Here is a 26,083-nt window from a genome sequence, read left to right on the forward strand (position 1 = left end):
GGTGGCGGCCACCACCCTGCCAGGGAGGCTCCATGCGAACCGTGACCGGACCGACGGACCACGTCGTGGTGGTGGGTGCGGGGCTGTCCGGGCTCGCCGCCGCACTGCATCTACTGGGTTCGGGACGACAGGTGACCGTGGTCGAGCGGGAGGCTCACCCCGGAGGCCGCGCCGGGCGACTGGATCTGGACGGATTCCACGTCGACACCGGACCGACCGTCCTGACCATGCCGGAACTGCTCGACGAGGCTCTGGCCGCGGTGGGCGAGTCGGTGTCCGACCGTCTCGACCTGGTGCCGCTGTCCCCGGCCTACCGGGCCTCGTTTCCGGACGGCTCCACCCTCGACGTGCACACCGACGCGGCCGCGATGGCCGAGGAGGTCGCACGGGTGTGCGGCCCCCGCGAGGCCACCGGCTACCTGCGGCTGCGCGGGTGGCTGCGCGAACTGTACGAACTGGAGATGGCCCGGTTCATCGACGTGAACTTCGACTCCCCGTTCGCCCTGCTCTCCCCCCAACTGGCTCGGTTGGCGGCCGTCGGCGGGTTCCGGCGCCTGTCCTCAGCGGTCGGCGGCTTCGTCAGGGACGAACGGCTACGCCGAGTGTTCTCGTTCCAGTCCCTCTACGCGGGAGTACCACCTCACCGGGCGTTGGCCGCCTACGCGGTGATCGCCTACATGGACACCGTCGCCGGGGTCTACTTCCCGCGCGGCGGCATGCGCGTGCTGGGCGGGGCCCTCGCGGACGCCGCCGCCAAGGCCGGGGGGCGGCTGCGTTACGGACAGGCGGTGACCCGACTGGAGCGGCGCGGCGACCGGGTGAGCGCCGTGCTCCTGGCCGACGGGGACCGCATCCCCTGTGACGCGGTGGTGCTGACCGTGGACCTGCCGGTGGCCTACCGACTGCTGGGACGGACCCCGTGGCGACCGGTGCCGCTGCGGTTCTCGCCGTCAGCGGTCGTACTGCACGCGGGAACCGACCGGACCTGGCCGCGACTCGACCACCACACCATCCTGTTCGGTGCGGCGTGGCGGCGTACGTTCACCGAGATCACCCGTGCGGGAACGCCGATGAGTGATCCGTCACTGCTGGTGACGCAGCCGACGGCGACCGACAGCGGGCTGGCCCCACCGGGCCGGCACCTGTTCTCCGTGTTGGCGCCCTGCCCCAACCTGCGGACCGGGCGGATCGACTGGGCGTCCTTCGGTCCCCGTTACCGGGACCACCTGGCGGCGACGCTGCAGGCACGCGGAATGCCGGGTTTCGACTGCTCGGTGCTGGTCGAGCGGTTGGTGACGCCCGAGGACTGGTCACGCCAGGGGCACGCGTTCGGCAGCCCGTTCGCCACAGCGCACACCTTCGCCCAGACGGGACCGTTCCGGCCGCGCAACCTGGTGTCGGGAACCGCCAACGCGGTGCTGGCCGGCTGCGGGACCACCCCCGGTGTGGGGCTGCCCACGGTCCTGGTCTCGGGAAAACTCGCCGCGGCACGCATCACCGGAGACGTCCCCGTCTCCTCCCGGACGACGGTCACGACCTCGGGGAGACGGCGATGAGGCGGGAGCTTCGGGCGGCGGGCATCACCGACCCCCGGCTGTGCGCGGACTACGTCCGCTGCCGGGAACTGCACGCCCGGTACGGACGCACCTACTACCTGGCCACGCTCGCGCTGCCCCCGCAGCGGCGGCCCGCGGTCCATGCCCTCTACGGTTTCGCGCGGTGGGTGGACGACGTGGTCGACGACCTGGACGACACCGTCCCCGTGGAGGAGCGGACCGCCGTGCTCACCCGTCTGGACGCGGAGCTGACCACCGCGCTGTCCGGCGGGGAGAGCACCGAACCGGTGGTCAGGGCGGTCGCCGACACCGCGTGGCGCTACGGGATCGGGGCGGAGTTGTTCGCGGCCTTCCTGCGGTCCATGCGGATGGACCTGTCCGTCACCGACTATCCGACCTTCGACGACCTGCGTGGCTACATGTACGGCTCGGCCGCGGTGATCGGTCTGCAGGTGCTTCCGGTTCTGGGGACAGTGGTGCCCCTGCCCCGTGCCGCCCCGCACGCGGCGGCGCTGGGGGAGGCGTTCCAACTCACCAACTTCCTGCGCGACGTGGCCGAGGACCTCGACCGGGGGCGGGTCTACCTGCCCGCGGACGTGCTGGCGCACCACGGCGTGGACCGGGAGTTGCTGGCGTGGTGCCGGGCTCGGCGGCGCGGGGATCCCCGGGTGCGGGACGCGCTGGCGCACATGGTGGCGGTGAACCGGGACGGCTACCGGATGGCCGAGCCGGGAATCGCGATGCTCGACCCGGTCTCGCGGCCGTGCGTGGCCACCGCGTTCACGCTCTACCGGGGCATTGTCGACGCGATCGAGGCGGCCGACTTCGACGTGTGGAGCCGCCGCCGCTCGGTGCCTCGGCGGCGGCGCGTACGGGTGGCGGTTCCGGCCTTCGCCCAGGCCGTACTGCTCAGAGTCGGGGGAAGACGACGGACGGACAGCGGTACGGCGCCGCGAGCGGGCGGCGCACGGATTTCGGGGAGGGACTGAGTTGCCCGAGGACATGACATCTCGGCGGCTTCCGCTGCGCAGGCTGCCGAAGACGGTGTGGGAGCGGCAGGAACCGTCGTGGCGGGGCGCCCGCCCGGGACTGATCGAGGGAGCGCTGAAGCGGGCGTTGGCACGGCCGTCCGGAAACTGGTTCGTGCTGGCGGCGAGTGCGCAGATCCGTCCGGGGCGGCCCTTCGGCCGGATGGTGGCGGACGTCGAGGTGGTGGCGTGGCGGTCACCGGACGGGACGGTGCACGCGGCTCCGGGGGCCTGTCCGCATCTGGGGGCGCCGCTGTGTCGGGGGGCGGTGCGCGGTGACCGGCTGGTGTGCCGGTGGCACGGCCTGTCGTTGGGCTCGGAGGGGTTTCCGGGGTGGTCGCCGTTTCCCGTGTACGACGACGGGGTGCTGGTGTGGGTGCGGTTGGACGCGGCGGGCGGCGAGGAGCCGCTGGCGAAGCCGGTGCTTCCGGAGCGCCCGGAGGCCGCGCGGGCGCTGGCCGCGGTGGAGACGGTGGCCGCTCGGTGCGAACCGGAGGACGTGGTCGCCAACCGGTTGGACCCGTGGCACGGGTCGTGGTTCCACCCGTACTCGTTCGTGGGACTGCGGGTGGTCGAGGCTCCCGAGGAGGGGGTGTCCGACAGCGACGACCGGTTCGTGGTGGACGTGTCGTTCAGGGTCGCGGGTCGGCTCGGGGTTCCGGTGCGGGCGGTGTTCCACTGCCCGGAGCCCCGCACCGTGGTCATGCGCATCATCCGGGGTGAGGGGGCGGGCAGCGTGGTGGAGACGCACGCCACCCCGTTGGGGGTGGACCGGCAGGGGGTGCCGCGTACGGCGGTCGTCGAGGCGACGATCGCGACGTCGGACCGGCCCGGGTTCGGTGTTGCGCGTCGGGTCGCTCCCCTGGTCCGCCCGGTGATGCGGTTCGCGGCGCGGCGGCTGTGGCGTGACGACCTCGCCTACGCCGAGCGCCGTCACACCCTGCGCTCCTCGGGACGCTGGCCCTCCTGACCCGGACCGTTCTCCGGGAACGCGGCCCGTTCCCGCTCTCCCGTGGCGGGGACGGGCCGCGTGTCCCGCATGGCGGGCCGGGGCTATCCCTCGACCAGGTCCTGTCCCGGATAGCGGCCCCTCGCGGCGGCGGGGACCGCGAACAGGGCGCTGCCCTCGTGCCGGGTGTAGCGGTTGAGGGCGTCGCCCCGGTCGGCGAGGCTGCGCTGCACCGGGACGAACCCGGTGGCGGGGTCGCCCTGCCAGGCCATGAAGAGCAGTCCCGCGTCACGGACGCCGTCGTCGCGCCATCCCTCGTCGTAGCTGTAGCCGCGCCGGAACATGCGCGCCCCCAGGTTGCTCTCCGGGTTGGCCAGCCGCACGTGCGCGTCCTCGGGGATGACCGGCCGTCCGCTCGCGTCGCGGGCGGTCAGCACGACGGGGTCGGTCTCCTTCCGCCCGCCCAGGGGTGCGCCCGTGTCGAGGCGGCGGCCGAGCACCCGTTCGCGTGCGGGCACGTCCAGTCCCCGCCACTCGTCCAGCAGCATCCGGATGCGCCGTATGACCAGATAGCTGCCGCCGTCCATCCACGCGTGCGCGGGGTCCCGGGCTTCCCGCGCGGTCACGGTCCGGTCGAACAGGGCGTGGTCCTGGGCCGGGTTGGCGGTTCCGTCGATCTGGCCCATGAGGTTGCGCGGGGTGGCGTCCGGATTCCGGGCTGCCGCGGCGGTGTGTCGGAAGCCGCGCAGCGCCCAGCGCACCGTCGTGGTCCGCGTGGACGCCGCCACCAGTTCGTCGGCGGCCGCGGCCAGCACCATGGGGTCCTCGGCTCCGATCTGGAGCAGCAGGTCTCCTCCGCACCACCGGGGACGCAGTTCGTCGGTGGAGAACTCGGGCAGGTCGGCGAGGGCGTCCGGGCGTCGGTCCGCCGCGCCGATCGCCTGGAGGAGGGAGCCTCCGAGACCGACGGTGACCATGAGAGAGGCGGGAAGCAGGCCGGTGGCGGCAGTGCCCTCGGCGGGTCCGTCCTCGTGCAACCGGGTCGCCAGTTCGGCCCAGGAGCGCAGCACGGTGGCCGCGGCCTCGCGGGCGGTGCCGGTGTTCTCCCGGACCGTGTCGGCGAGGTCGAACGAGAGGACGTGGACGAACGCGGGAGCCCGTCCGGTGATTCCGGGTTGGGGTGTGGCGGCGGCGTCGGCCGGCTGACCGGCCATGCGCAGCCGTTCCTCGGCGGCGGGATCGGTGGCGGGGCCGGGGTCGGGCAGGAGGGGCCGGACGGCTTCCCCCGCCGCCATGCCGGCTCCCGCACCGGTCAGTGCCGCCGCGCCCAGTCCCGCGAGGAACCTCCGACGGGAGGCGTTCCCCGTCCGGGTCGGCTCCGGTCCGGTCATGGCTGTTCGTCTCCCGGGCGGTGCCCGCCGCTTCCGGCACGCTCCCGTACCGGGGCTTCGACCTCGACGGTCTCACCGTTGTCGAAGGTCAGGGTGATGGTGGCGGTGTCGCCGACCTCGGGGGGCCGCTCCATTTCCAGCACCATGATGTGGAGGCCTCCGGAGGCGAGTTCGACAGTCTCGCCCGCGGGGACCGGAATCGTGTCGACGGGCGTCATCTGCGACGCACCGCTTTCGGTGGTCTCCACGGTGTGCAGTTCGGTCCGGTCCGACAGTGACGTCTCCGCCTCGGTCAGGGAGACGTCGCCGTCACCGCTGTTGGTGATGGTGAGGTAGCCGGCGGTCATCGACGGCTGTGCGGGTTCGGCCAGCCACGCCCCTTCGACGGTGAGGTCGCCGGCCTCGGCGCTGCCCATGGCGGAGCCGTGTTCCTTGGGCTGGTCGGTGTTCTGGGTACCGCAGCCGGACAGGGCGAGCACGGCGGCGGCGCCGATGGCGAGGAGGGCGGGGGTGGATGTGTTCACGAGGATGTCTCTCCGCATGGCTGTGGAAGTCCTGGGGTTCAGATCTGTTCGGTGAGCAGGTCGGGCAGGACGGCGCTCATCTGTTCGCCCGAGGTGCCCGGGTCGAAGAATCCGACGGCGTCGCCGCCGGGGCGCAGGACCGCGACCCGCTCGCCGTGGGTGACGAGGTAGTTGCCCTCGCTCTCCCGGGGCGCCTCCACCGGGATGCCGTACGCCTGGGCGGCCTGCACGACCTCGTCGATGGGGCCGGTCACGCCCTCGAAGTCGGGGTCGAAGCCGGTCAACCAGGAGCGCATCTGTTCGGCGGTGTCCCGGGCCGGATCGGTGCTGACCATGACCACGTCGATCCGCTCGGCGTCGGGGCCGATGCGGCCCATCGCGTCGGTGATGTCGGCCATCGTCGTGGGGCACACGTCGGGGCAACTGGTGTAGCCGAAGTAGAGAAGGGTGAGCCGGTCCTCGGCGACTCCGGTGAACGACCACGGTTCGCCGTCCATGGTGCGGAACTCGTGGTCCGGCGCGGTCATCGGGGTTTCGGTCAGGTCGAGGTAGTAGTCGAATCCGCCGCGCTGCTGGCTGGCCCCGCTGTCGGCCGGGCCGCACCCGGCGAGGACGAGCACGCCGACCGCCGCGAGCGCCGCGGCCCTGCCGCCTCTCCTGTTTCGGACGCGCCGATATCCCGGTTTCTGGGAAATCGGGATGTTGTGGGCGATGATGGAAGCGTGAGGTGTATTGACTGTCGAACCGCTCTTTCCGCCGAAATCGACGGGGAGGAGACGAGCCACTCTCCCGAGCAGGTCCGCGCCCATCTGCGTGAGTGTGCGGAGTGCGGTGTCTGGCTTTCCGCCGCACGGGGGCTGCACCGGCTGGTCGGCGTCACCACACTGGCCTCCGCCCGGGATGAGGGCGAGCGGATCGGGCAGCGGACCCACGGCTAGCCGCCTGTGGCGATTCTCACGGGCATCACTGGTCATGCTGGTTTTCCTCGGATCGGTCCGCGCGGCGCCGAACCGGATTCCGGGCGCACGCGGGACAGCCGCGGCGCGGTGGCGCGCGGCCTGGGCTGAAGGGTTGACGGGTCAGCTCGATCGAGGAGGGGGTGGCCCGCGTCGGACGACCGTGTGCCGCAGCAGCGTGCCGACGGCGGGAGCCGGTCCGCTCCCGCGGAGGGGAGTCTCCTCTGGCGGGCACGGCACCGCGGGAGGTGGGGCGAGCAGCAGGAGCACGCCGGACAGCAGGATGCGCAGTTCCCGGGCGAGCCGGAACGCCGCGGCCTCACCGCGGCGCAGCCACAGTGCGCAGACCAGTGCCGCGCCCAGGTGCGCGGCCAGCATTCCGGAGGAGGATGGCTGTCCGGCGGCCGCGGTGGTGAGTGTCGTCGCCTGGTGGACGGAGTGGGTGCCGACATCCGACTGGGTGGCGCCGAAGACGAGGTGCAGGGCGAGTTGGCCCCACAGCATCCAGCCGAGGATGGTGCCGCCGCCACGCTCCCTGCCCGCGATCGCCCATCCCACGGCCAGCATCAGTGCGAGGCCGAGCAGGGTGCCGCCGAGGGGGACGCCGTGGCCGGCCTGGAACGCGTGTCCGTTGGCGGACACGCCGACGCACACCGCGGCGAAGACCCCGGCGCGGGTGAGCCTGGTGAGTGACGTTCCGTGCACAGCGCCTCCATCGTCGCACCGGTTCCGGGCGGGGGTCGCCGGGGGTGGGAAAACGCGTTGGCGGAACCGATACGGGTGGGGGTATTGTTGCGAGCGAAGAGGTGATGACCGATGGAGATGAAGCCCGAACTGGTCGGTGACGCTCTGACCAGGCTGCGTCGCGCACACGGACAACTGGGCGGCGTCATCGCGATGATCGAGTCCGGTGAGGACTGCACCGCGGTGCTGACCCAGCTCGCCGCGGTCTCCCGCGCACTGGACCGGGCCGGGTTCAAGATCGTGGCCAGTGGCCTGCGCCACTGCGAGGCAGCGCGTGAACGCGGCGAGGAGCCGCCGATGAGCGAGCAGGAGTGGGAGAAGCTCTTCCTCGCCCTGGCCTGAGCGCGTCAGGCGTGCGCCCCGAGACCGGGGATCACGCCGCACCGTCCACGCCGAGGCACACCTGCCTCTGCCATATACCCCAGGGGGTGTGTAGTGCTTCGATGGGGAGCCGCAGGAGCTCCGGAGGTCACGGTGGACCGACTCGACGCCGCCCGCGCTGAGGTCGCCCTGGTGCTCGACGTGCGCGAGCCCGGAGAGTTCGCCTCCGGGCACGTGCCCGGAGCCGCGAACCTGCCACTGGAGCGGGTGGCCGCCGAGGCCCACCGGTTCGCCGGGCGCCCGGTCTGCGTGATCTGCCGGTCGGGGCAGCGCAGTCTGCACTCCGCCCCGCTGAACCGGGCCGGAGCGCAGGCGGTCTCGGTGGCCGGAGGAACCCGGGACCGGCTCGCCTCGGGGCGGGCCGTGACCACCGGCTGATCCCGCCGCGGCCACCCCGCCCACCCACCTCTTCCACATACCCCCGCCCGTACCAGACAACAGAGAGGACTCCCGTGAACGGTTCCCATCCCGCGACCCTCGCCCCCGAGCAGGTCCGCGAACTCCAGGAACGCAATCCCCGCGTGCGGCTGATCGACGTGCGCACCCCCGGCGAGTTCGCCGGGGCGCACATCCCCGGCTCCTACAACGTGCCGCTCGACCTGTTGCGGGAGCACCGGCGCGAACTGAGTGCCGAACACGACGACCCCGTCGTGCTGGTGTGCCGTTCGGGAATGCGCGCCGACCAGGCGCGCGCACTCGTCGCGGGCAGCGGACTGGAGCGGATCAGCGTGCTGCGGGGCGGCATCAACGAGTGGGAGCGCGTGGGCGCTCCCCTGAACCGGGGCACCGGCGGGCGTTGGGCGATGGAACGTCAGGTGCGCCTGGTCGCCGGATCGGTCGTGCTCACCTCGGTCGCGGCCAGCGCCGTCTTCGGACCGCTCAAGTGGGTGGCCGCCGGCATCGGCGCGGGGCTGGCCCTCGCGGCCGTCACCGACACCTGCATGATGGCGCGCCTGCTGGCTCGGCTGCCCTACAACCGCGCCGACTCCTGTGACGCTCCGGCGATGCTGACCGCGCTCACCGACGCCGCACCGGCGGCACGCCACTGACATGGCACTCACGGCGGCGCTCTTCGGTGTGGTGATCGGACTGCTGCTCGGCCTGCTCGGCGGCGGTGGTTCGATCCTGGCGGTGCCCGCACTGGTCTACGGGGTGGGCCTGCCGCTGGCCGCGGCCGTTCCGGCCTCCCTGGTCGTGGTGGGCGCGTCGTCGGCGACCGGCCTGCTGACCAGGGCCCGCACCGGTCTGGTCCGCTGGCGGGTGGCGCTGGTCTTCGGACTGGCCGGGCTGCCCTCCGCGTTCGGCGGCAGCGCGGTGGGACGTCTACTCCCCGACCGTTGGCTGATGCTCGGCTTCGCGGCGCTCATGGTCGTGGTGGCCGTACGCATGCTGCGGCCGGGGCCCGCTTCGGACGGGGTCTGCCGCGGCGGGACCGGCGAGGTGAACTGGCGCGCGTGCCTGCCCCGGTCCGTGCTGGCGGGCGCCCTGGTGGGGTTCCTGACCGGGCTGTTCGGGGTCGGCGGCGGGTTTGTCATCGTTCCGGCGCTGAGCATGGGACTGGGGCTGACCGCTGCCGAGGCGGTGGCCACCTCGTTGGCGATCATCGTCCTCAACTCCGCCTCCGGGCTCGCCGCACACACCCAGGCCCTGGCCGAACTCGACTTCCTGACCGTGGGAGTCTTCGCGATGAGCGCGATGGCCGCGGCACTGGCCGCCGGAGGTCTGGCCGCGCGTCTGCCCGCCGCACTGCTGAGACGCGGTTTCGCCGTCCTCGTCCTCGCCGTCGCGGCGGGAGCGGCGGCGGGCGCCCTGGCAGCGCCCGAACTGCTCCTGTAACCGCTACCGGACAACCGGACCCCACCGGTCCACGACACAGCACAACCATCGAACCGATATACCCCCCGGGGCACGAAGAGCCATCCCGGAGAATACGGAGAGGAAACCACGATGCTGTTCACGCAGTACTACCTCGACTGCCTGTCCCACGCGTCCTACCTGATCGCCGACGAGGGCACCGGCCGGGCCGTCGTGGTCGACCCCAAACGCGACATCACCGACTACCTCGCGGACGCCGAGGAGAAGGGGTTGACCATCGAGGCGGTCATCAACACCCACTTCCACGCCGACTTCGTCGCCGGGCACCTGGAGCTGGCCGAGCGCACCGGCGCGTGGATCGGCTACGGAAGCCGTGCCGAGACCGAGTACCCCAGTCGGAAGCTGGCCGACGGCGAGCGGATCGCGCTGGGTGACGTCGTCCTGGAGATCATGGAGACGCCCGGGCACACCCCCGAGTCGATCAGCATCGTGGTCCACGAGCACGTCGACGACACCGTCCCCTACGGCGTCCTCACCGGCGACGCGCTGTTCATCGGTGACGTGGGCCGTCCCGACCTGCTGGCCTCCCTCGGCTCCACCGCCGACGAACTCGGTCGGATGCTCTACGACTCGGTGCAGCACAAGCTCATGGGACTCCACGACGACGTGCGGGTCTTCCCCGCACACGGCGCTGGCTCGGCGTGCGGCAAGAACCTGTCCACCGAGCGCTGGTCCACCATCGGCGAGCAGCGGCGCACCAACTACGCCTGCCGTCCGATGGACGAGTCGACCTTCCTCGCGCTGGTCACCGCCGGGCAGCCGGCCGCTCCCTCCTACTTCGCCTACGACGCGGTGCTCAACCGCAAGCAGCGCGGGGTCCTGGACACCGAGAAGATCGTGGTCGCCCTGTCGGCCGAGGACTTCCTGGCCCGACGGGCCTCCGGCGCGGTGGTCGTGGACTCCCGGGACCCGCAGGAGTACGCGGCGGGCCACCTGCGCGGCTCGATCAACGTGCCGGTGGACGGCCGGTTCGCCGAGACCGCGGGAAGCGTGCTGAAGCCGGGGACGCCGCTGCTCGTCGTCGCCCCCGAAGGGCAGGAGGCACAGACCCTCGTCCGGTTGGCCCGGGTGGGCTTCGACACCGCCGAGGGCTACCTGCCGGAACCGGAGAGCGTCTTCGTCACCGTTCCCGAGGAGATGGAGAACGCCTCCCGGAGGACCGCTGCCGCGCTGTCCGAGGACCTGCGCGGCGACGAACCACCGGTCGTGCTGGACGTGCGCAACCAGGGGGAGCGCGACCAGGGCGCCGTTCCCGGGTCGCTGCACATCCCGCTCGCGGAACTGCCCGCCCGACTGGGTGAGGTGCCCATCGGCCGTCCGATCGTGGTGCACTGCGCGGGCGGCTACCGCTCCAGCGTCGCGGCCAGTCTGCTGCGCGCCGAGGGCGTGCCGAACGTCTCCGACCTGCTCGGCGGCTACGCGGCCTTCGAGGCCCTGCACCAGACGGTCTGATCCGTTCCGGGTGGCGACGGGACCGCGTCCAGCACGGTCCCGTCGCCGCCCGAAGGTCGACAAAGCGATTTGTCGACAAAGTCGGCGGGGGTGTCGCCCCGGGACCCCGGTCGGCATGGCAGAAAAGGTGGGAAACTCGTCATTGCCGCCATGGCCCGGCGGTCGAATACTGGGGCCATGCCGAACCGCCGCGTACTCATCGTCCTCTTCGAGGGCGTGCAGAGTCTGGACGTCACCGGACCACTGGAGGTCTTCACCGGCGCCGACCGCTACGTGGCGGCGAACCGGAGCGGTGTCCGGGGCTACGAGGTGGTGACCGCCTCGCTCGGCGGCACCCCTGTTCGCACCTCCAGCGGGCTGCGGGTCGCTCCCGACGCCGACCTCGCCCACGTTCCCGTCCCGCACACACTCGTCGTTCCGGGAGGGGACGGCACCCGTGTGCCCCACTCCGCCCTCGTGGCGTGGCTCCGCGTGCACGCCCACCGGGCCGAGCGCCTGGTCTCGGTGTGCACCGGCGCGTTCCTGCTGGCGGAGGCGGGCCTGCTGGACGGCCGACGCGCCACCACCCACTGGAACCACTGCGCGAGCCTGGCCGCACGCTTCCCCCGGATCCGGGTGGATCCCGACCCGATCTTCGTGCGGGACGGCCGTGTGACCACCTCCGCGGGGGTGACCGCCGGCATCGACCTGTCGCTGGCGCTGGTGGAGGAGGATCTGGGCCGGGAGGCGGCCCTCACCGTCGCCCGCCACCTGGTGGTGTTCCTGCGCAGACCCGGCGGACAGGCCCAGTTCAGCAGCCAACTCCAGGCCCAGACCGCGCGGCGCGAACCGCTGCGCGAACTCCAGGGGTGGATCAACGACCACCCCGGCGCGGACCTGTCGGTGGAGGCGCTGGCCGAACGCGCCGGGCTGTCCCCGCGCCAGTTCGCCCGGGTGTTCACCGCCGAGACCGGGGTCACCCCCGGGCGGTACGTGGACCGGATCCGACTGGAGGCGGCCCGCCGTCTGCTGGAGGACAGCACCGACGGGATCGCGCGGATCGCGCGCCGCTGCGGCTACGGCACGCCGGAGGCGATGCGCCGCGCCTTCCTGCGCGCGCTCGACGTCTCACCCGCCGAGTACCGGCGACGGTTCCACCCGTCGACAACAGAAACAACGGAAAGGAGCGATCGTGCAGATCGCCGTCCTGCTCTTCGACCGGCTCACCGCGCTTGACGCCGTGGGGCCCTACAGTGTCCTCTCCTGGCTCCCCGGAGCGGAGATCGTCTTCGTCGGCGAACGCACCGGCGAGGTACGGAGCGACACCGGACGGCTCGGCCTGCACGTGGACGCGGTGCTCGACGAGGTCACCGCTCCCGACATCGTGATAGTGCCGGGCGGCCACGGCCAGGCCGCGCTCATGGACGACGGTCCGGTGCACGAGTGGCTGCGTGCTGTCGACCGCACCAGCACCTGGACCGCGTCGGTGTGCACCGGATCGCTGCTCCTGGCCGCCGCCGGACTGCTCACCGGGCGGCGCGCCACCTCGCACTGGCTGGCGCTGGACCAGCTTCCCGCGTTCGGTGTGACGCCGACGCTCGAACGCGTGGTCACCGACGGCAAATACGTGACCTCGGCGGGAGTCTCCTCCGGCATCGACATGGCGCTCACGCTGGCCGCCCGGGTCGCCGACGAGACCACCGCGCAGATGATCCAACTCGGCATCGAGTACGATCCGCGTCCTCCGTACACAGCGGGTTCGCCGGAGACCGCTCCGCCCGCCGTCGTCGAGACCCTCCGCGGCCACCGCTCCCTCGTCCTGCGGGGGGAGTGACCGCGCCGCCCCGGAGACAGGGGACCTCGTCCGTTCCCCTCAGCGTTTGCCGGGTTTTTAGCGGCACCGGCCCTTGGACCGCGCGGACGCGGGAAGCAGCGGAAGTTGTCATGGAGCGCACCACTTTCGCCGCTGCCGTTGTCGGGGGGACCGCTCTTGCCGTCGGTTCCCTCCTCTCCGCCGGACTCCACTCCCTTCCGGGACAGGACGTGACCGCGGTCCGGTCGACGTCCGCCATCACTCGGAGCCCGTCGACCACGCCCGACTCCGCCGCCCCGCGCTTCGAGGAGATGCCCGAACCCGCCGACTTCGAGGGGGTGACGGCCAGTACCGGGGACTGGCGACTGCGGATCACCGAGGTCCGCGTCGACAGCGACGGTGTCGTCACCGGCGACACGGGCAGCGGCGTCCACGCGCCCGAGGGAACGGCGTACCACGTCTTCACCCTTCAGGTCACCAACAACGGCCCCGAACCGCGCGCCTTCGCCCCCGCCGGTTCCACCGCCGCCAGCGTCGACGGTCGCACCTTCCCCCACGACCCCGAGGCCGAGCGAGCCGCGGCCGACGGCGGCGACCCGACTCCGGCCCACCTCGCTCCGGGCGCGTCCACCGAGGTCGACGTGGTCTTCCCGGTTCCCTCCGGCGCCCACCTGTACGAGATCGCGGTCACCGTGGAGTACGGGGCGGTGTTCGCCAATCTGGAGGCCCGAGACTGACCCGACCGGTGACGGCGCTGCTCCGGTACGCCGCCTCCCTCCCGGTCGGGGTCCGGACAACGGCAGTCGGCCGGTGCCCGCGGGCACCGGCCGACCGTGTCTCGCACCGAGTGGTCCTACAGCGTCCGTGGAGGGCGGAGCCACTCCGGGCCTCCGTCATCCTCCTCGTCATCGTCGTCCGGATTGGTCGTGACGGCGCCGACGTACGGCGCCCGAGTGGCCTGCACGATCCGGGGGAACGCCGGTTCGGCCGTCGCGTACGGCCACGCCCCGTACACGGCCCCGGCAGTGCTGGGGATCGCATCCACCTTCAGAGGCAGGATCATCACCACCATGTAGTCACCCTAGTACCGAACAGTCGGTTTTCGGTGGCCGGTATGAGCCAGCCGGGTTCTGCCCGTATCGGGAGCAACTATCCCTCTGCGGCGAGAAAGGCCCGCCAACCTCCGAAGGAAGTGATGTCGCGGGCGCCCGCGACCGCCGCCGGCTCGCACAGGAAACCCACGTGTTCGGCGCCGCCCTCCAGTACCACCCGCCCCAGGGCCATCGGCGCGGGCAACTCCGCGAGCAGCGCCCCCAGTCCCGCCCGGGGCAGCGCCCACAGTTCGGCCCCGATCCGCGCGCCGCCTTCGGTCACCCGCACCAGTCCCGGTTTGGGCGGCTCGGTGTCCAACGCGAACAACCGGTACGTGGCGGCTGTGCGCACCGGAGCCAGCAGGCGCGCTCCCAGCGCGGTCAACTGTCCGTTCAACGGTTGCCCCGACAGGTGCGCGCCGACCACCACGAGCGGCACCACCGACGGGGGCAACGCGACCGCGCCGGGCGCTCCGGGGAGAAACCGCTCCGCGATGTCGGCGATGACGTGGTCGGAGAACGCCGGGGCCGCCAGTGTCACCCCGAACTTCGCGCCGTCGGCCGTCTCACCCGCCGGGACCGCGATCGCCGCCATGTCGAACAGGTTGCAGAAGTTGGTGTAGGTGCCCAGCCGGGTGTTCACCCCGATCGGGTCTCTCTCGACCTCGGTGATCGTCGGGTGCTCGCCCACCGTCGGCAGCAGGACAGCGTCCAGTCCCGTCATCTCCTCACGGGCTTCGGCACGCAGCCGATCCAGTCGTTCGGTGTCCGACGCCAGTTGGTGTGCCGGCAGCCCCCTGGCGTTGCCGATGATCGCCGCCACCGACGGGTCAAGGTCTTCGGCCGCCTCCGGGCTGGTGACGAACGCACCCACCGCCGCGTACCGCTCGGCCACGAACGCACCCTCGTACAGCAACCGCCCCGCTTCGAGAAAGGGTTTCACGTGAAACGGCACTGTCTCGACCCCGGTGTCGGCCAACCGCTTGACCGCCGCCTCGAACGCCGTCACCCAGCCCGGAGCCATCCCGACCAACTCGGCCGGGTCCGGCACCCCCACCCGGGGTCTCGGCGGCGCGCCCAGCGGCGCCTGCACCGGCCAGGGACGTGAGCGGAGGTCACTGTCGTCGACCCCCGACATCAACCCCGCCACCAGCCGCGCCAGGCCCAGTTCGGCGGCGAACACCGTCACACAGTCCAGCGTCCGGCAGGCGGGGACCACTCCGGTGGTGGGCACCAGGCCGACCGTGGGCTTGATCCCCACGATCCCACCGAACGCCGCGGGCACCCGGCCGGACCCGGCCGTGTCCGTGCCGAGCGCGAAGTCCACGACTCCCAGCGCCACGGCCACACCCGACCCGGCGCTGGAGCCGCCCGACACCCGGTCGGGCCGGTGGGCGTCGCGGACCTTGCCGTAGGGGCTGCGGGTGCCCACCAGACCGGTCGCGAACTGGTCCAGGTTGGTCTTGCCCAGGACCACCGCGCCCGCGTCCAGCAGTCGCGCCACCGCGGGGGCGCTCTCCTTCGGGCCGTAGGCGTATCCCGGATGTCCGGCCGTCGTCGTGAACCCCGCGACGTCGATGTTGTCCTTGACCGCGAAGACGGTGCCCGCCAGTGGAAGGTCCGCCCCGGAGGCCGTCCGCTCGTCGACCCGTCGGGCCGCGGCCAGCGCCTCCTCCTCGTCGAGCAGGCTGATCCACACCTCGGGGCGGTCGACCTCTCCGATGCGCGCGTACGCGGCCCGTACCCGGTCCTCCGCCGACTCCGCGGCGCCGGTCGTCGCTGTGGTCACGTTCATGCGGCCTCCTGTCCGGCGAGAACAACCAGTGCCGTTCCCGCGTTCACCTGCTGTCCCGGGGTGACCAGGATCTCGGCGACCTCCCCGTCGGCGGGCGCGCTCACCACGGTCTCCAACTTCATCGCCTCGAGGGAGAGCAGGGTGTCTCCCGCGCTGACCCGCTGACCGGGGCGTACGTCCACCCGCCACACTCCGGCCGCGAGCGGCGCCTCCACGACGGCGCCCCCCGGAGGCGCGGCCACCTCCTTCGGCAGGACCGGTTCCGGTTCGGGTCTGTCGTCGAACTCGCCCGCCGCCGCCCAGGCGTCGCGTTCGGCCGCGAACGCGGCGGCCTGGCGCTCCCGGAACGCGGCGATCGACTCGGCGTTGTCGGCCAGGAAGCGCTCGTGTTCGGCCAGGGCGAACTTGCCCGGTCGGATGTCCAGTTCGGTGCGGCCCGCGGCGAAGTCCGCACGCACGTCCAGCAGCTCCTCGGCCGAGACCGGATGCCAGATGATGCGGTCGAAGAACCGCAGCAGCCACGGTGCGCCGGATTCGAACGACCCGCGCTGACGCAGTCCGCTCCAGATCGGGACGGTCCGTCCGACCAACTGGTAGCCGCCGGGACTGTCCATGCCGTAGACGCACAGGTAGGAGCCGCCGATACCGACCGTTCCCTCGGCCGTCCAGGTGCGCGCCGGGTTGTACTTGGTGGTCACCAACCGGTGCCGGGGGTCCAGCGGTGCGGCGGCGGGCGCCCCCAGGTAGACGTCGCCCAGGCCCATCACCAGGTACTCGGCGGCGAACACCGTGTCGCGCACCTCCTCGACGCTGGACAGTCCGTTGATGCGGCGCATGAACTCGATGTTGCTGGGGTTCCACGGCGCGTCGTCGCGCACCCCGGCGGTGTAGCGGGCGATCGCCTCGGCGACCACGGGGTCGTCCCACGACAGCGGCAGGTGCACCTCTCGGCTGGACACCACCAGTTCCGAGGTGGGCGGCAGCGACTCCTCGGCCTCGCGCAGCGCCGCCAGCAGCGTGCGCACCGGCAGCACGTCGGGGTCGGTGTGCAGGTGCAGCGACCGGATTCCCGGCGTGGTGTCCACGAGTCCGCGCACCCCCTGCTCGGCGAGGCGCCGCATCAGGGCGTGCACCCGCATGCGCAGTCCCAGGTCCAGGGTCATCGGCCCGTACTCGACGAGGATGTTGTCGTCCCCACCGCGCCGGTAGGTCACCGACGGCGCGGTGTCGGTGGCCTCGACGCGCGCGAGCACTCCGTCGTCGCCGTCGGTCCCGGAGACGAAACCGCCCGCCACCGGCCTCCGGCCCGCACGCAGTCCGTCCGAGGTCGCCTCGGTCACCGGGACGAACCGGACGGAGTCTCCGGGACGCAGTTGGCCGATCTTCCACCGTTCGGTGCTGAGCACCGTCACCGGGCACACGAACCCGCCGAGGCTGGGACCGTCCGGGCCGAGCAGGATCGGCGTGTCCCCGGTGAAGTTGACCGCCCCCACCGAGTACGGGTTGTCGTGCAGGTTCGACGGGTGCAGTCCGGCCTCGCCGCCGTCGGCGCGCGCCCACTGCGGTTTCGGGCCGCTCAGCCGGACGCCGGTGCGCGCGGCATGGTGCTGCACCTTCCACGTGGTGGCGTAGAACCGCTCCATCGACTCGCGGGTCAGGAAGTCCGGCGCGGGCTGCGGCCCCTCGGCGACCGCGACCTGCCACACCTCGCTCATCACCGGCCGGGACTCCAGCGGCACCGGTTCGGGCCGCGGCGCCTCGGGCGCTGCCCCGGCCACGCGGAGCACGTCGCCCACCGCGAGCGCCCGGCCGCCGTGTCCCCCGAAGCGGCCCTGTGTGAACGTGGCGGCACTGCCCAGGTAGCGGGGGACGTCCAGGCCGCCGCGGACAAGCACGTAGGTGCGCACCCCCGGACCCTCGGCCGGGCCCACGTCCAGCACCGATCCGGCGGGCACCTCGACCGGCTCCCACCGGGGGACCGGTTCCCCGTCCAGGGTCACCGGGGCCGGGGCACCCGTGACGCACACCGTCGCCGCCACACCGAACCGCAGGGCGGGGCCGTTGAGCGTGCACTCCAGGCCGGGTGCTCCCTCGGGGTTGCCGAGCGCGGTGTTTCCCGCCCGGAACGAGGCGTCGTCCATCGGGCCGCTCGGCGGAATGCCGACCTCCCAGTAGCCGACCCGGCCGGGCCAGTCCTGCACCGTGGTCAACGTGCCCGGCCGCAGCACGTCGATGCGCGGTTCGACCACGCTGACGTCCGCGAGGGAGGAGGTGGTGTGCTCGGCCGCCAGGACCGTGTCGTCACCGCAGACCGTGCGGAGCAGGTCCAGGTTGGTGGCGACACCGTCCACCTTCGTCGACTCCAGTGCGCGTTCCAGGGCGGCCAGCGCCTCGGCGCGGCTCTCGCCGGTGGCGACGACCTTGGCGAGCAGGGGGTCGTAGGCGGTGGACACCTCGTCGCCCGCCTCCACCCACGTGTCCACACGGACGTCGTCGGGAAACTCCACCCGGGTCAGCAGGCCGGGGCTGGGCCGGTAGTCGCGGGCCGGATCCTCGGCGTAGAGCCGCGCCTCGACCGCGTGGCCGCGCGCCGCCGGTCCGCTGTCGGCCACGTCGCTGAGCACGTTCTCGCCGCGTGCCAGCCGCAGCATCCACTCCACCAGGTCCACCCCGGTCACCGCCTCGGTCACCGGGTGCTCCACCTGGAGTCGGGTGTTCACCTCCAGGAACGACGCCTGACCGCGTTCGGCGTCGTAGACGAACTCGACGGTCCCCGCCGAGCGGTAGTCCACCGCGGCGCACAGTTCGCGCGCGCCGCTGTGCAGGCGTTCCCGCAGTTCTTCGGGGAGGTTGGGGGCGGGCGCCTCCTCGACGACCTTCTGGTGGCGGCGCTGGAGCGTGCAGTCCCGGTCGCCCAGGCTCACCACCCGTCCCCTTCCGTCGCCGAAGACCTGCACCTCCACGTGTCGCGCGCGGCGGACGAAGCGCTCCAGGAACACCCCGCCGACACCGAAGTTGGCCTCGGCGGTGCGGACCACGCCGGGCAGGACCGCGCGCAGTTCGTCGGCGTCGGCGCACACCCGCATACCGATTCCGCCGCCACCGCCGGTGGCCTTGACCATCACCGGGTAACCGATCTCCTCGGCCGCGGACACCGCCGCGTCCACGTCGGTCAGCAGGCCACTGCCCGGGACCAGCGGCACGCCCGCGTCGCGCGCGGCCGTGCGCGCGGTGTGCTTGTCGCCGAACACGGTGATCTGTTCGGGGGTGGGTCCGACGAACACCATTCCCGCGTCCTGGACCGCCCGGGCGAAGGCGGCGTTCTCCGACAGGAATCCGTATCCGGGGTGGATGGCGCCCGCACCGGTCTCGGCGGCGGCTTCCAGGATGCGGTCGACGCGTAGGTAACTCTCCGCTGCCGGTGCGGGGCCCAGCCGTATCGCCTTGTCGGCCATCCGGACGTGGGCTGCGGCGCGGTCCGCGTCGGAGAAGACCGCCACCGTACGCAGTCCCAGTCGGTGGGCGCTGCGAATGATTCGGCAGGCGATCTCGCCCCGGTTGGCGACCAGAAGGGTGTCGAACATGAGGATTCCTCGATCGTGTCCGTGCTGGGGGTGGCGTGGTCGGCCCGGTGCCGGGGGAGAGGCCGGCACCGGGCCCTGGGGGAGGAGAGAGGTCTGGGACACGGCGGCCGGGCGCCGGGGCACGGGCGGGTGCGGTCCTGCGCGCTCCGGGTGTCCCCGCCGCCGTGGAACCGGGGCTACTGGCCGGTGTGCAGGGTCATCTGGGTGAGGGCCTCCTGCGCCCGCCGCACGACGACCTCCAGCGACTCGCCGACGTGCGCGTGCAGGGCGCGGTAGCCCTGTTCGAGTTCTCCGGCGAGGACGAACTCCACGATTTCGATGTGTTCGTCGATGGTGCTCTGGATGCGGTCCGCGGTGAGGAAGTCGTACATCCGGACCCGCCGGATCTTCTGGTTGACGCTCACCAGGGCGTCGGTGAGGGCCGGGTTGCCCGACGCGGCGGACAGCGCGGCGTGGAACTTCTCGTCCTCCACCACGAAGTGCGGGTCGGGGGCGGGCGGGTTCTTCCGGAAGTCGTGCCAGCGGCACAGTTCGGCTTCCAGGACCGCCCTGTCGTGCCTGATGGACGGATCCTCGATCGCACGGGCGACACCGCGCAGTTCCAGCACCACCCGCAGTTCGTAGAGGTCGCGCAGCTCGGTGAGGTTCGGCACGGTCACCATGAAGCTGCCGTCGCGCCGCTCGACCAGCCCCTCGACCTCCAGCCTGGCCAGCGCCTCGCGCACGGGGGTGCGCGACACTCCGAGTCGACGCGCCATCCGCTCCTCGGCCAGCCGGGTCCACGGGGCGAAGTGGCCGCTCATCACCTCGTGGCGGAGCCGCTCGTACACCTCCTCCCGGCGGGAGCGGGTACGGCCGCCGGGCGAGGCCGCTGTGTTCTCTGTTCCACCGTTGGACTCTTCAGCGGTATACAGCGCGGTATGCATGTTGCGACGGTAGGAAGGGCGTATTTCACCGCCTTTGTGGAGCCGTTAACTCTGTGTATCGCCGCTCCTTCCATGCTGACCAGGGCGGATCTGTGCCCACAGGGCGGTCAGCATCGTCGGTACCGGTGTGTGTGCGCCGATCGCCAACTCCTCCAGCGGGCCGGTCGTCCCGTCGAGGAAACGCAGCAGCCGAGGCAGCGGGTTGTCGCGGAACAGCGTGGCGAAGAACTCCGCGCCGTCGATCACGCCGTCGTCCAGGCCGCGCAGCAGCACCGTGTCCATGAGCAGGTGGCGTCTCCGGTGCGCCGGACAGCGGCCCGGTGTCCGGCCCTCCGCCAGCGCCGCCGCGATCTGTCGGGTCTGGCGTTGCGCCCCGGCGAACGTGTACCCCGTGGCGGGGCGGGTGGCGCCCCCGGCCGTGCCGATCCGGTACACACGGCGCCCCGCCCGTGTGGGAAGTCGGGCGCTGGTCATCGGGATCACGCCCTGTTCCACCCCGATGATCGTGAAGACGCCCAACTCCAGCAGGCGCCCGGTGTAGTCGCGTAGCGCCTCCTCGTATCCGGCGTCGTCGAGGACGTCCCGCGTGAACTCGGTGTACTCCACCAGCGCGGTGCGGGAGTCGAAGGGGAGCACGTAGCCGAACGCCACCCCACGGTCCGGTTGCGGCACGCGCAGATCCATCAGCACCGCCGCCGAGAGGTCGAAACGCGGCCGGTCGGTCCGGACGAACCAGCCCCGGAAGTGCTGGCGCAGTGTGACCGCGCCCGCCGGGAACCCGCGGGGCGGACGCGAGTCGAACACCAGGCCCGCGGCCAGTTCCGTGTCCGCGCCGTCGGATCCGCGCAACCGCAGCACCGCCTCCTCGGGTCCGTCGGCGATGCCGGTGACCGTGCCGCAGAGCGTACGCACCCTCCTCAGTCCGTCCCGGACCAGCGCCTCGAAGTCCCTGGAACGCACCATCTTGTACACCAGCGGGTCGGTGGGCGACCGCCACGTCGTCCCGTCCGGTCCCACCACCGACAGGGCGTGCCAGCGGTGGCTCACCACCGCGTCCCACTCCCCCTCCGGGGCCTCCCAGAAGCACCAGGTGCGCTCGGGCGGGCGCAGTCCGGCGTCGGGCGTCTCCACCACGACCACCGACCGTCCCGACAGGACCCGCTCCAGGCGGTGGGCCAGCGACAGCCCTGCCGCGCCCGCGCCCACGATCGCCACGTCCACCCGCTCCACGACACCCCTTCCCTCGGCGACACGCCAACCATTCCCACGGGTAGCGTTTCCATGACACTGCGCGACTTCTGGGGGGAACGCATGCCGCTGACAGCGGAGGCCATGAAACGCCACCGGATCACCGCCGAGTTCGACCACTCGGCGGCCGTCTACGACCGACTCGTCGCCGTCAACCCCGGCTACCACGCGCAGTTGCGCCGCTCCGCGGCCCGCCTGCGACTGCCCGGCGGCGGTGCGGGGCTGCGTCTGCTGGACCTGGGCTGCGGAACCGGAGCGTCCACCGCCGCACTGCTGCGTGCGGCCCCGCGCGCCGAGATCGTCGCGGTCGACGCCTCGGCCGGGATGCTCGCCGCCGCCCGCGCCAAGCCCTGGCCGGACAACGTGCGGTTCGTACACGCCCGCGCCGAGACGCTCGCCGACACGGACGACACCGGTTCCTTCGACGCGATCCTCGCCGCCTACCTGCTGCGCAACTGCCCCGACCGCGACGGTGTCCTCTCCGTCATGCGCGACCTGCTGCGTCCCGGCGGTCGGTTGGCCCTCCACGAGTACTCCGTCGCCGACTCCCCCGCCGCGGCGGCCGTGTGGACCGCGGTCTGCTGGTCGGTGGTCATCCCGCTGGGCCGGGCGCTCTCGGGCCGTGCGGACCTGTACCGCTACCTGTGGCGCGGGGTCCTGGAGTTCGACGGGGTGCAACGCCTCACCGGGCGTATGCGCGCCGTCGGACTGCGGGAGGTCCGGGTGCTGCCCATGACCGGCTGGCAGACCGGGATCACACACACCTTCCTCGGCCGCCGCGCCCACGCGGGGGAGGACGTCTCATGAGGCCGCGCCCGCCCGGCCGCGATCCACGTGCCCGGTTTCTCGCCCCGCCACCGCCCACCGGGACGCCCCCGGACAGACGTCCCCACGTCGCCGTCGTCGGCGGTGGCATCGCGGGCCTGTCGGCTGCCACGGCACTGGCCGAACGCGGGACTGCCGTCACCGTCTTCGAACGCGACACCACCCTCGGCGGGCGGCTCTCCGGATGGGACACCGTCCTCGCCGACGGCTCCACCGTCACCATGAGCCGCGGCTTCCACGCCTTCTTCCGCCAGTACTACAACCTGCGTGCTCTCCTGCGCCGCGCCGATCCCGGACTGGACACGCTCGTCCCCCTGACGGACTATCCGCTCACGCACGCGGGCGGCGCCGTCGACGGATTCGCCGGGCTTCCCGCCGCCCCGCCGTGGAACGCGTTCGCCTTCGTCGCGCGCAGTCCCAGCTTCCGCTGGCGCGACCTCGCCGACGTCAACCTCGTCGCGGCCCTGGCCCTGCTGGACGTGCGCGTCCCCGACGTCTACCGGCGGTTCGACCACGTCGACGCGCTCGACTTCCTGGACCGACTGCGCTTTCCCGAATCGGCGCGGCACCTGGCACTGGAGGTGTTCTCCCGGAGTTTCTTCGCCGACCCGCGCGCGCTGTCGGCCGCCGAACTGCTGACCATGTTCCACATCTACTTCCTCGGCTCCTCCGAGGGACTGCTGTTCGACGTGCCGAACGCGCCGTTTCCCCGGGCGCTGTGGCAGCCGCTCGCCGCCCACCTGCGCTCCCTCGGCGTCCGCGTGCGTGTCGGAACACCGGTCGACCGGGTCGACGTGGGACACGGACGTCGCCACCGCGTCCACACGCCTGACGGAGCGTCCGAGCACGACGCGGTTGTCCTGGCCACCGACCTGCCCGGACTGCGCGCACTGGTCGCCGCCTCACCCGCGCTCGGCGGTCCCGCCTGGCGTCAGCGGGTGGCACAGCGCCCCAGCGCACCGCCCTTCCTGGTCTGCCGACTGTGGCTGGACCGTCCGGTGCGCGCCGACCGCCCCGCTTTCCTCGGCACCAGCGGGTACCCCACCCTCGACAACATCAGCGTCCTGGAGCGCTACGAGGACACATCGGCGGCCTGGGCGGCGCGCACCGGCGGCTCCGTCGTCGAACTGCACGCCTACGCGTTGCCGTGGAACGCCGAGGAGTCCGTGGAACGGGACCGACTCGTCGCGCAACTGCGGCGGGTCTACCCGGAGACGGCGGCGGCGCGTGTGGTCGACGAACGCCGCGAACTGCGTGCCGACTGCCCGCTGTTTCCGCCGGGCGACTTCACCGGGCGGCTCACGATCGCCACCCCCGACCCGTTCCTGGTGGTCGCGGGGGATCATGTCCGCGTCGACCTGCCCGTGGCGCTCATGGAGCGCGCCGCGACCAGTGGCCTGCTCTCCGCCAACACCCTGCTCGGCAGGTGGGGGATGCCGGGGCATGCGGTGTGGAGCGTGCCCGCCCGTGGACGGCTTCCCCTGGCCCGCCGCCTGCTGCCCGCACCGCGCCGGACGGCGTGACACCCCGCCCCGCCGGTCCACCGGTGCGCCGCAGGAGGTAGCGTGACCGGGTCATGGCACGTCCGATCAGCGCCGCACCGTTTCGGCACCCCCGGGACCGGGAGATCTTCCGGCTCGCTGTCCCCACCTTCTTCGCCCTGGTGTCGGAACCGCTGCTCCTGCTCACCGACTCGGCGGTGGTGGGGCGGCTCGGGACCGAGGCCCTCGGCGGGCTGGGGGTGGCCGGGCAGGTCCTGCTGACCTTCGCGAACCTGTGCATCTTTCTTGCCTACGGCACCACCGCCGCCGTCTCGCGCCGGTTCGGTGCGGGACAGCTCGCCCTGGGCGTCAGGCACGGTGTCGACGGACTGTGGCTGGCGCTCCTCATCGCCGCGGTCGGCATCGTCGTGGGCTGGCCGCTGGCTCCCGCGCTGGTCGACTTGTTGGGGGCCTCCGCGGCGGTCTCCCCGTACGCGCTCACCTACCTGCGGATCAGCCTGCTCAGCCTCCCCGGTCTGCTGGTCGTCATGGCGGGCACCGGTGTGCTGCGCGGCCTGCAGAACGCCCGTGTCCCGCTGCTGGTGGCGGTCGGCGCGAACCTCGGCAACATCGTGCTGTGCGTGCTGTTCGTGTGGGTCCTGGGCTGGGGTGTCGCCGGTTCGGCGTGGGCCACGGTGATCGCGCAGAGCGGAGGCGCGGCCGTGTACCTGGCGGTGGTGGGCCGGGCGGCACGGCGGCACGGCGTCTCGCTCGCCCCCACCCTCTCCGGTGTACGTGACGCCGCCGCCTCGGGCTTCGCGCTGTTCGTGCGGACGGTGTCGCTCCGGGTCGTGCTGGTGGTCATGACCGCGGTCGCGGCCCGGCTCGGCGACGCCGAGATCGCCGCGCACCAGGTGGTGTCCCAACTGTGGTCACTGCTGGTCTTCGCGATGGACGCCATCGCGATCGCGGGGCAGTCGATCATCGGACGCTACCTGGGCGCATCCGATGTTCCCGGCGCCCGTGAGACCACGCGCCGGATGGTGGAGTGGGGCGTGATGCTGGGCGCGGTGTTCACCGTGCTCGTCCTGGCGGTACGCCCCTGGGCGTGGATTCCGTTCACCGAGGCGCCGCAGGTGCGCGACCTGATCGTGGCCGCCCTGCTCGTCGTGGCGCTGCTCCAGCCGGTGAGCGGAGTCGTGATGGTTCTCGACGGCATCCTGATGGGCGCCGGTGACCAGCGGTACCTGGCCTGGGCGAGCCTGTGGACGATGCTGGTCTTCCTGCCGTTCGCGGCTCTGGTTCCGATGGCGGCGTCCCCGGGGTCCCCGAGCGGTCTGGTGCTGCTGTGGTCGGCTTTCGCCGTGTGGATGCTGGCCCGCGGAGTTTCACTGGGCGTGCGTGCCGCCGGAACCGCGTGGTTGGTGACCGGGGCCGGCGCGCCACGCTGACCCTGGTGTGCCGGGACCCGGTCAGTCCCTGAGGCGGGCCGACGCCATCAGGTCCGTTCCGTCCTGGACGGGTCCGTGGTAGTGCCTCATCGCCACCTCCCCCGTGGGAACGTCCGGAAACGACGGGATGTTCTCCTCCGGAATGTCGGGGACGCGGGGTGCGTGACGGCTGATCCTGGCCAGCCGCCGTCTCAGGACGGCCAGCAGGGCTGTCGTGTCCTCCCGCAGCCGGGGCAGGGCCTCGTACAGTCTGTCGCCGGGGCAGTTGGTGGCGTTGAAGTCGCGGTGGCCCACGATCGCCCTCCGCGGATCCAGGTCGTAGCACAGGCACAGCCAGGCGCACACGCTGACCAGAGCCTCCAGTAACGTGTCGGGAGGCGTGGCCGTCATGTAGTCGCCCTCGTTCTCGATGCCGACGGTGTGCGAGTTGTGGTTGGCCACGTGCGCCCCCAGCAGGTGCCTGCCGTCGAGGATGGCGGGCAGTGTGTTGTCCCGGCCCTCCATGACAACCCCGCCGCGGCTGATGGTGAACTGCTGACCGGCGTCGTTCCAGCCGTTGTGGTGCATGTGGTAGCGCTGGATCGACCGTGACAGCGCGAACGCCCGTTCCGTGGAGTAGTCGGTGACGTTGGGGGTGGCCGTGTGGTGCACCACGATGTGGTCCGGTCTGCGGTCCAGTATCCGACCGGTTCTCCAGGGTTTTCGGGCGCCCCAGTCCGCACGGGTGTACACGGGGGGCTGGCTCTCCGCCAGAGCGTCACGCGCTGTCGCCAGACCGAACACCCCTCCCAGAAGCATCCCTCCTGCGGCGAACGCGGCCCCACGGACCACGCTCCGCCTGTCCAGTCCCGTCCGTCCGGCGCACCGCTCGTGAGTCGACACCGAGAATCTGACCTTTCGCCTGGGCTGTTCCGTCCAGGAGTCAAGATAAGTGACTCACTGTAGTCAAATTCACACTTTAAGTAGTGATGGCGTGTCGTCAAGGAACGGTCAAACATCCGGATCCGCGCCCGGAAACCACGGGTCGCACACGG

The 26,083-nt window shown here is 72.2% G+C and carries 25 protein-coding genes; 15 read left to right on the forward strand and 10 right to left on the reverse strand.

What is annotated here, in order from left to right:
* Positions 1–32: 32 nt before the first annotated feature.
* The 3 genes from crtI to NI17_RS19695 are packed head-to-tail and all read left to right on the forward strand — an operon-like array spanning position 33 to position 3,554.
* Positions 33–1,556 (forward strand): phytoene desaturase family protein, encoded by a 1,524-nt coding sequence (gene crtI, locus NI17_RS19685; protein ID WP_068693900.1) that lies wholly within the window; start codon positions 33–35, stop codon positions 1,554–1,556.
* Positions 1,553–2,545, forward strand: a complete 993-nt coding sequence (locus NI17_RS19690) for a phytoene/squalene synthase family protein (RefSeq protein ID WP_068693898.1) — start codon at positions 1,553–1,555, stop codon at positions 2,543–2,545. Before crtI ends, NI17_RS19690 begins: the two co-directional genes overlap by 4 nt.
* A 13-nt stretch (positions 2,546–2,558) precedes the next feature.
* Complete coding sequence (locus NI17_RS19695) at positions 2,559–3,554, forward strand: DUF5914 domain-containing protein (protein WP_068693910.1); 996 nt, start codon at positions 2,559–2,561, stop codon at positions 3,552–3,554.
* Positions 3,555–3,637: 83 nt separating this feature from the next.
* Here NI17_RS19695 and NI17_RS19700 read toward each other — a convergent pair whose 3' ends face one another.
* The 3 genes from NI17_RS19700 to NI17_RS19710 are packed head-to-tail and all read right to left on the reverse strand — an operon-like array spanning position 3,638 to position 6,068.
* Positions 3,638–4,924: a Dyp-type peroxidase gene (locus NI17_RS19700; protein ID WP_068693896.1), complete on the reverse strand. Its 1,287-nt coding sequence runs from the start codon at positions 4,922–4,924 to the stop codon at positions 3,638–3,640.
* Positions 4,921–5,448, reverse strand: coding sequence for a copper chaperone PCu(A)C (locus NI17_RS19705; RefSeq protein WP_068693894.1), 528 nt, complete (start codon positions 5,446–5,448; stop codon positions 4,921–4,923). Before NI17_RS19705 ends, NI17_RS19700 begins: the two co-directional genes overlap by 4 nt.
* 38 nt (positions 5,449–5,486) lie before the next feature.
* On the reverse strand, positions 5,487–6,068 hold the full coding sequence (locus NI17_RS19710; protein WP_234402149.1) for an SCO family protein: 582 nt from the start codon (positions 6,066–6,068) through the stop codon (positions 5,487–5,489).
* A gap of 102 nt (positions 6,069–6,170) precedes the next feature.
* Here NI17_RS19710 and NI17_RS24755 point away from each other — a divergent pair, with 102 nt between their 5' ends.
* On the forward strand, positions 6,171–6,386 hold the full coding sequence (locus NI17_RS24755) for a zf-HC2 domain-containing protein (protein ID WP_424565558.1): 216 nt from the start codon (positions 6,171–6,173) through the stop codon (positions 6,384–6,386).
* A gap of 141 nt (positions 6,387–6,527) precedes the next feature.
* Here the strand turns inward: NI17_RS24755 and NI17_RS19715 are convergent, their stop codons facing one another.
* Complete coding sequence (locus NI17_RS19715) at positions 6,528–7,109, reverse strand: hypothetical protein (RefSeq protein WP_068693892.1); 582 nt, start codon at positions 7,107–7,109, stop codon at positions 6,528–6,530.
* A 111-nt stretch (positions 7,110–7,220) separates the two neighbouring features.
* Between NI17_RS19715 and NI17_RS19720 the strand changes: the two genes are divergently transcribed.
* From NI17_RS19720 to NI17_RS19755, 8 genes are all read left to right on the forward strand, one after another.
* Positions 7,221–7,490, forward strand: coding sequence for a metal-sensitive transcriptional regulator (locus NI17_RS19720; RefSeq protein ID WP_068693890.1), 270 nt, complete (start codon positions 7,221–7,223; stop codon positions 7,488–7,490).
* Between the two features lie 132 nt (positions 7,491–7,622).
* Entirely contained in the window at positions 7,623–7,907 is a 285-nt protein-coding gene (locus NI17_RS19725; RefSeq protein ID WP_119268145.1) for a rhodanese-like domain-containing protein, read from the forward strand.
* Positions 7,908–7,981: 74 nt separating this feature from the next.
* The gene (locus NI17_RS19730) at positions 7,982–8,578 is read left to right on the forward strand and encodes a rhodanese-like domain-containing protein (RefSeq protein WP_068693886.1); all 597 of its coding nucleotides are present in this window, start codon (positions 7,982–7,984) and stop codon (positions 8,576–8,578) included.
* Between the two features lies 1 nt (position 8,579).
* On the forward strand, positions 8,580–9,365 hold the full coding sequence (locus NI17_RS19735; protein ID WP_068693885.1) for a sulfite exporter TauE/SafE family protein: 786 nt from the start codon (positions 8,580–8,582) through the stop codon (positions 9,363–9,365).
* A gap of 111 nt (positions 9,366–9,476) precedes the next feature.
* A complete protein-coding gene (locus tag NI17_RS19740; RefSeq protein ID WP_068693883.1) occupies positions 9,477–10,856 on the forward strand; it encodes an MBL fold metallo-hydrolase in 1,380 nt (459 codons plus the stop codon).
* 177 nt (positions 10,857–11,033) lie between these two features.
* Positions 11,034–12,071 (forward strand): GlxA family transcriptional regulator, encoded by a 1,038-nt coding sequence (locus tag NI17_RS19745; protein ID WP_084012867.1) that lies wholly within the window; start codon positions 11,034–11,036, stop codon positions 12,069–12,071.
* Positions 12,028–12,669, forward strand: coding sequence for a DJ-1/PfpI family protein (locus NI17_RS19750; RefSeq protein ID WP_068693881.1), 642 nt, complete (start codon positions 12,028–12,030; stop codon positions 12,667–12,669). Before NI17_RS19745 ends, NI17_RS19750 begins: the two co-directional genes overlap by 44 nt.
* A 110-nt stretch (positions 12,670–12,779) precedes the next feature.
* A complete protein-coding gene (locus tag NI17_RS19755; RefSeq protein ID WP_068693879.1) occupies positions 12,780–13,385 on the forward strand; it encodes a DUF4352 domain-containing protein in 606 nt (201 codons plus the stop codon).
* Between the two features lie 116 nt (positions 13,386–13,501).
* Here NI17_RS19755 and NI17_RS19760 read toward each other — a convergent pair whose 3' ends face one another.
* The 5 genes from NI17_RS19760 to NI17_RS19780 form a co-directional block, all read right to left on the reverse strand.
* The gene (locus NI17_RS19760; RefSeq protein WP_068693877.1) at positions 13,502–13,720 is read right to left on the reverse strand and encodes a hypothetical protein; all 219 of its coding nucleotides are present in this window, start codon (positions 13,718–13,720) and stop codon (positions 13,502–13,504) included.
* Positions 13,721–13,797: 77 nt separating this feature from the next.
* The gene (gene atzF / locus NI17_RS19765) at positions 13,798–15,534 is read right to left on the reverse strand and encodes an allophanate hydrolase (RefSeq protein WP_068693874.1); all 1,737 of its coding nucleotides are present in this window, start codon (positions 15,532–15,534) and stop codon (positions 13,798–13,800) included.
* Positions 15,531–19,118, reverse strand: a complete 3,588-nt coding sequence (gene uca, locus NI17_RS19770; RefSeq protein WP_068693873.1) for an urea carboxylase — start codon at positions 19,116–19,118, stop codon at positions 15,531–15,533. The genes atzF and uca overlap by 4 nt, the downstream gene beginning before the upstream one ends.
* 176 nt (positions 19,119–19,294) lie before the next feature.
* Positions 19,295–19,948, reverse strand: a complete 654-nt coding sequence (locus NI17_RS19775; protein ID WP_243597551.1) for a GntR family transcriptional regulator — start codon at positions 19,946–19,948, stop codon at positions 19,295–19,297.
* Between the two features lie 141 nt (positions 19,949–20,089).
* Positions 20,090–21,274 (reverse strand): lycopene cyclase family protein, encoded by a 1,185-nt coding sequence (locus tag NI17_RS19780; protein ID WP_068693871.1) that lies wholly within the window; start codon positions 21,272–21,274, stop codon positions 20,090–20,092.
* A gap of 81 nt (positions 21,275–21,355) precedes the next feature.
* On the opposite strand from NI17_RS19780, the gene NI17_RS19785 reads away from it, so the two are divergent.
* Genes NI17_RS19785 through NI17_RS19795 form a run of 3 tightly spaced genes read left to right on the forward strand, consistent with a single transcriptional unit; the run spans position 21,356 to position 25,049 of the window.
* Positions 21,356–22,099, forward strand: a complete 744-nt coding sequence (locus NI17_RS19785; protein WP_068693904.1) for a class I SAM-dependent methyltransferase — start codon at positions 21,356–21,358, stop codon at positions 22,097–22,099.
* Positions 22,096–23,640: an FAD-dependent oxidoreductase gene (locus NI17_RS19790; protein ID WP_068693868.1), complete on the forward strand. Its 1,545-nt coding sequence runs from the start codon at positions 22,096–22,098 to the stop codon at positions 23,638–23,640. The genes NI17_RS19785 and NI17_RS19790 overlap by 4 nt, the downstream gene beginning before the upstream one ends.
* Before the next feature lie 53 nt (positions 23,641–23,693).
* On the forward strand, positions 23,694–25,049 hold the full coding sequence (locus NI17_RS19795) for an MATE family efflux transporter (RefSeq protein WP_068693866.1): 1,356 nt from the start codon (positions 23,694–23,696) through the stop codon (positions 25,047–25,049).
* A gap of 21 nt (positions 25,050–25,070) precedes the next feature.
* Here the strand turns inward: NI17_RS19795 and NI17_RS19800 are convergent, their stop codons facing one another.
* The gene (locus NI17_RS19800) at positions 25,071–25,847 is read right to left on the reverse strand and encodes a peptidoglycan recognition protein family protein (protein ID WP_199860201.1); all 777 of its coding nucleotides are present in this window, start codon (positions 25,845–25,847) and stop codon (positions 25,071–25,073) included.
* Between the last annotated feature and the right edge of the window lie 236 nt (positions 25,848–26,083).

This window comes from Thermobifida halotolerans (assembly GCF_003574835.2).
In the GTDB taxonomy this organism is placed as follows: domain Bacteria; phylum Actinomycetota; class Actinomycetes; order Streptosporangiales; family Streptosporangiaceae; genus Thermobifida; species Thermobifida halotolerans.

Coding starts and splice junctions, on each gene's coding strand:
- uca (WP_068693873.1), bottom strand. CDS start 19,118: ATGTTCGACACCCTTCTGGTCGCCAACCGGGGCGAGATCGCCTGCCGA.
- NI17_RS19800 (WP_199860201.1), bottom strand. CDS start 25,847: ATGCTTCTGGGAGGGGTGTTCGGTCTGGCGACAGCGCGTGACGCTCTG.
- NI17_RS19785 (WP_068693904.1), top strand. CDS start 21,356: ATGCCGCTGACAGCGGAGGCCATGAAACGCCACCGGATCACCGCCGAG.
- NI17_RS19790 (WP_068693868.1), top strand. CDS start 22,096: ATGAGGCCGCGCCCGCCCGGCCGCGATCCACGTGCCCGGTTTCTCGCC.
- atzF (WP_068693874.1), bottom strand. CDS start 15,534: ATGAACGTGACCACAGCGACGACCGGCGCCGCGGAGTCGGCGGAGGAC.
- NI17_RS19745 (WP_084012867.1), top strand. CDS start 11,034: ATGCCGAACCGCCGCGTACTCATCGTCCTCTTCGAGGGCGTGCAGAGT.
- NI17_RS19700 (WP_068693896.1), bottom strand. CDS start 4,924: ATGACCGGACCGGAGCCGACCCGGACGGGGAACGCCTCCCGTCGGAGG.
- NI17_RS19690 (WP_068693898.1), top strand. CDS start 1,553: ATGAGGCGGGAGCTTCGGGCGGCGGGCATCACCGACCCCCGGCTGTGC.
- crtI (WP_068693900.1), top strand. CDS start 33: ATGCGAACCGTGACCGGACCGACGGACCACGTCGTGGTGGTGGGTGCG.
- NI17_RS19740 (WP_068693883.1), top strand. CDS start 9,477: ATGCTGTTCACGCAGTACTACCTCGACTGCCTGTCCCACGCGTCCTAC.
- NI17_RS19795 (WP_068693866.1), top strand. CDS start 23,694: ATGGCACGTCCGATCAGCGCCGCACCGTTTCGGCACCCCCGGGACCGG.
- NI17_RS19695 (WP_068693910.1), top strand. CDS start 2,559: ATGACATCTCGGCGGCTTCCGCTGCGCAGGCTGCCGAAGACGGTGTGG.
- NI17_RS19755 (WP_068693879.1), top strand. CDS start 12,780: ATGGAGCGCACCACTTTCGCCGCTGCCGTTGTCGGGGGGACCGCTCTT.
- NI17_RS19760 (WP_068693877.1), bottom strand. CDS start 13,720: ATGGTGGTGATGATCCTGCCTCTGAAGGTGGATGCGATCCCCAGCACT.
- NI17_RS19735 (WP_068693885.1), top strand. CDS start 8,580: ATGGCACTCACGGCGGCGCTCTTCGGTGTGGTGATCGGACTGCTGCTC.
- NI17_RS19720 (WP_068693890.1), top strand. CDS start 7,221: ATGGAGATGAAGCCCGAACTGGTCGGTGACGCTCTGACCAGGCTGCGT.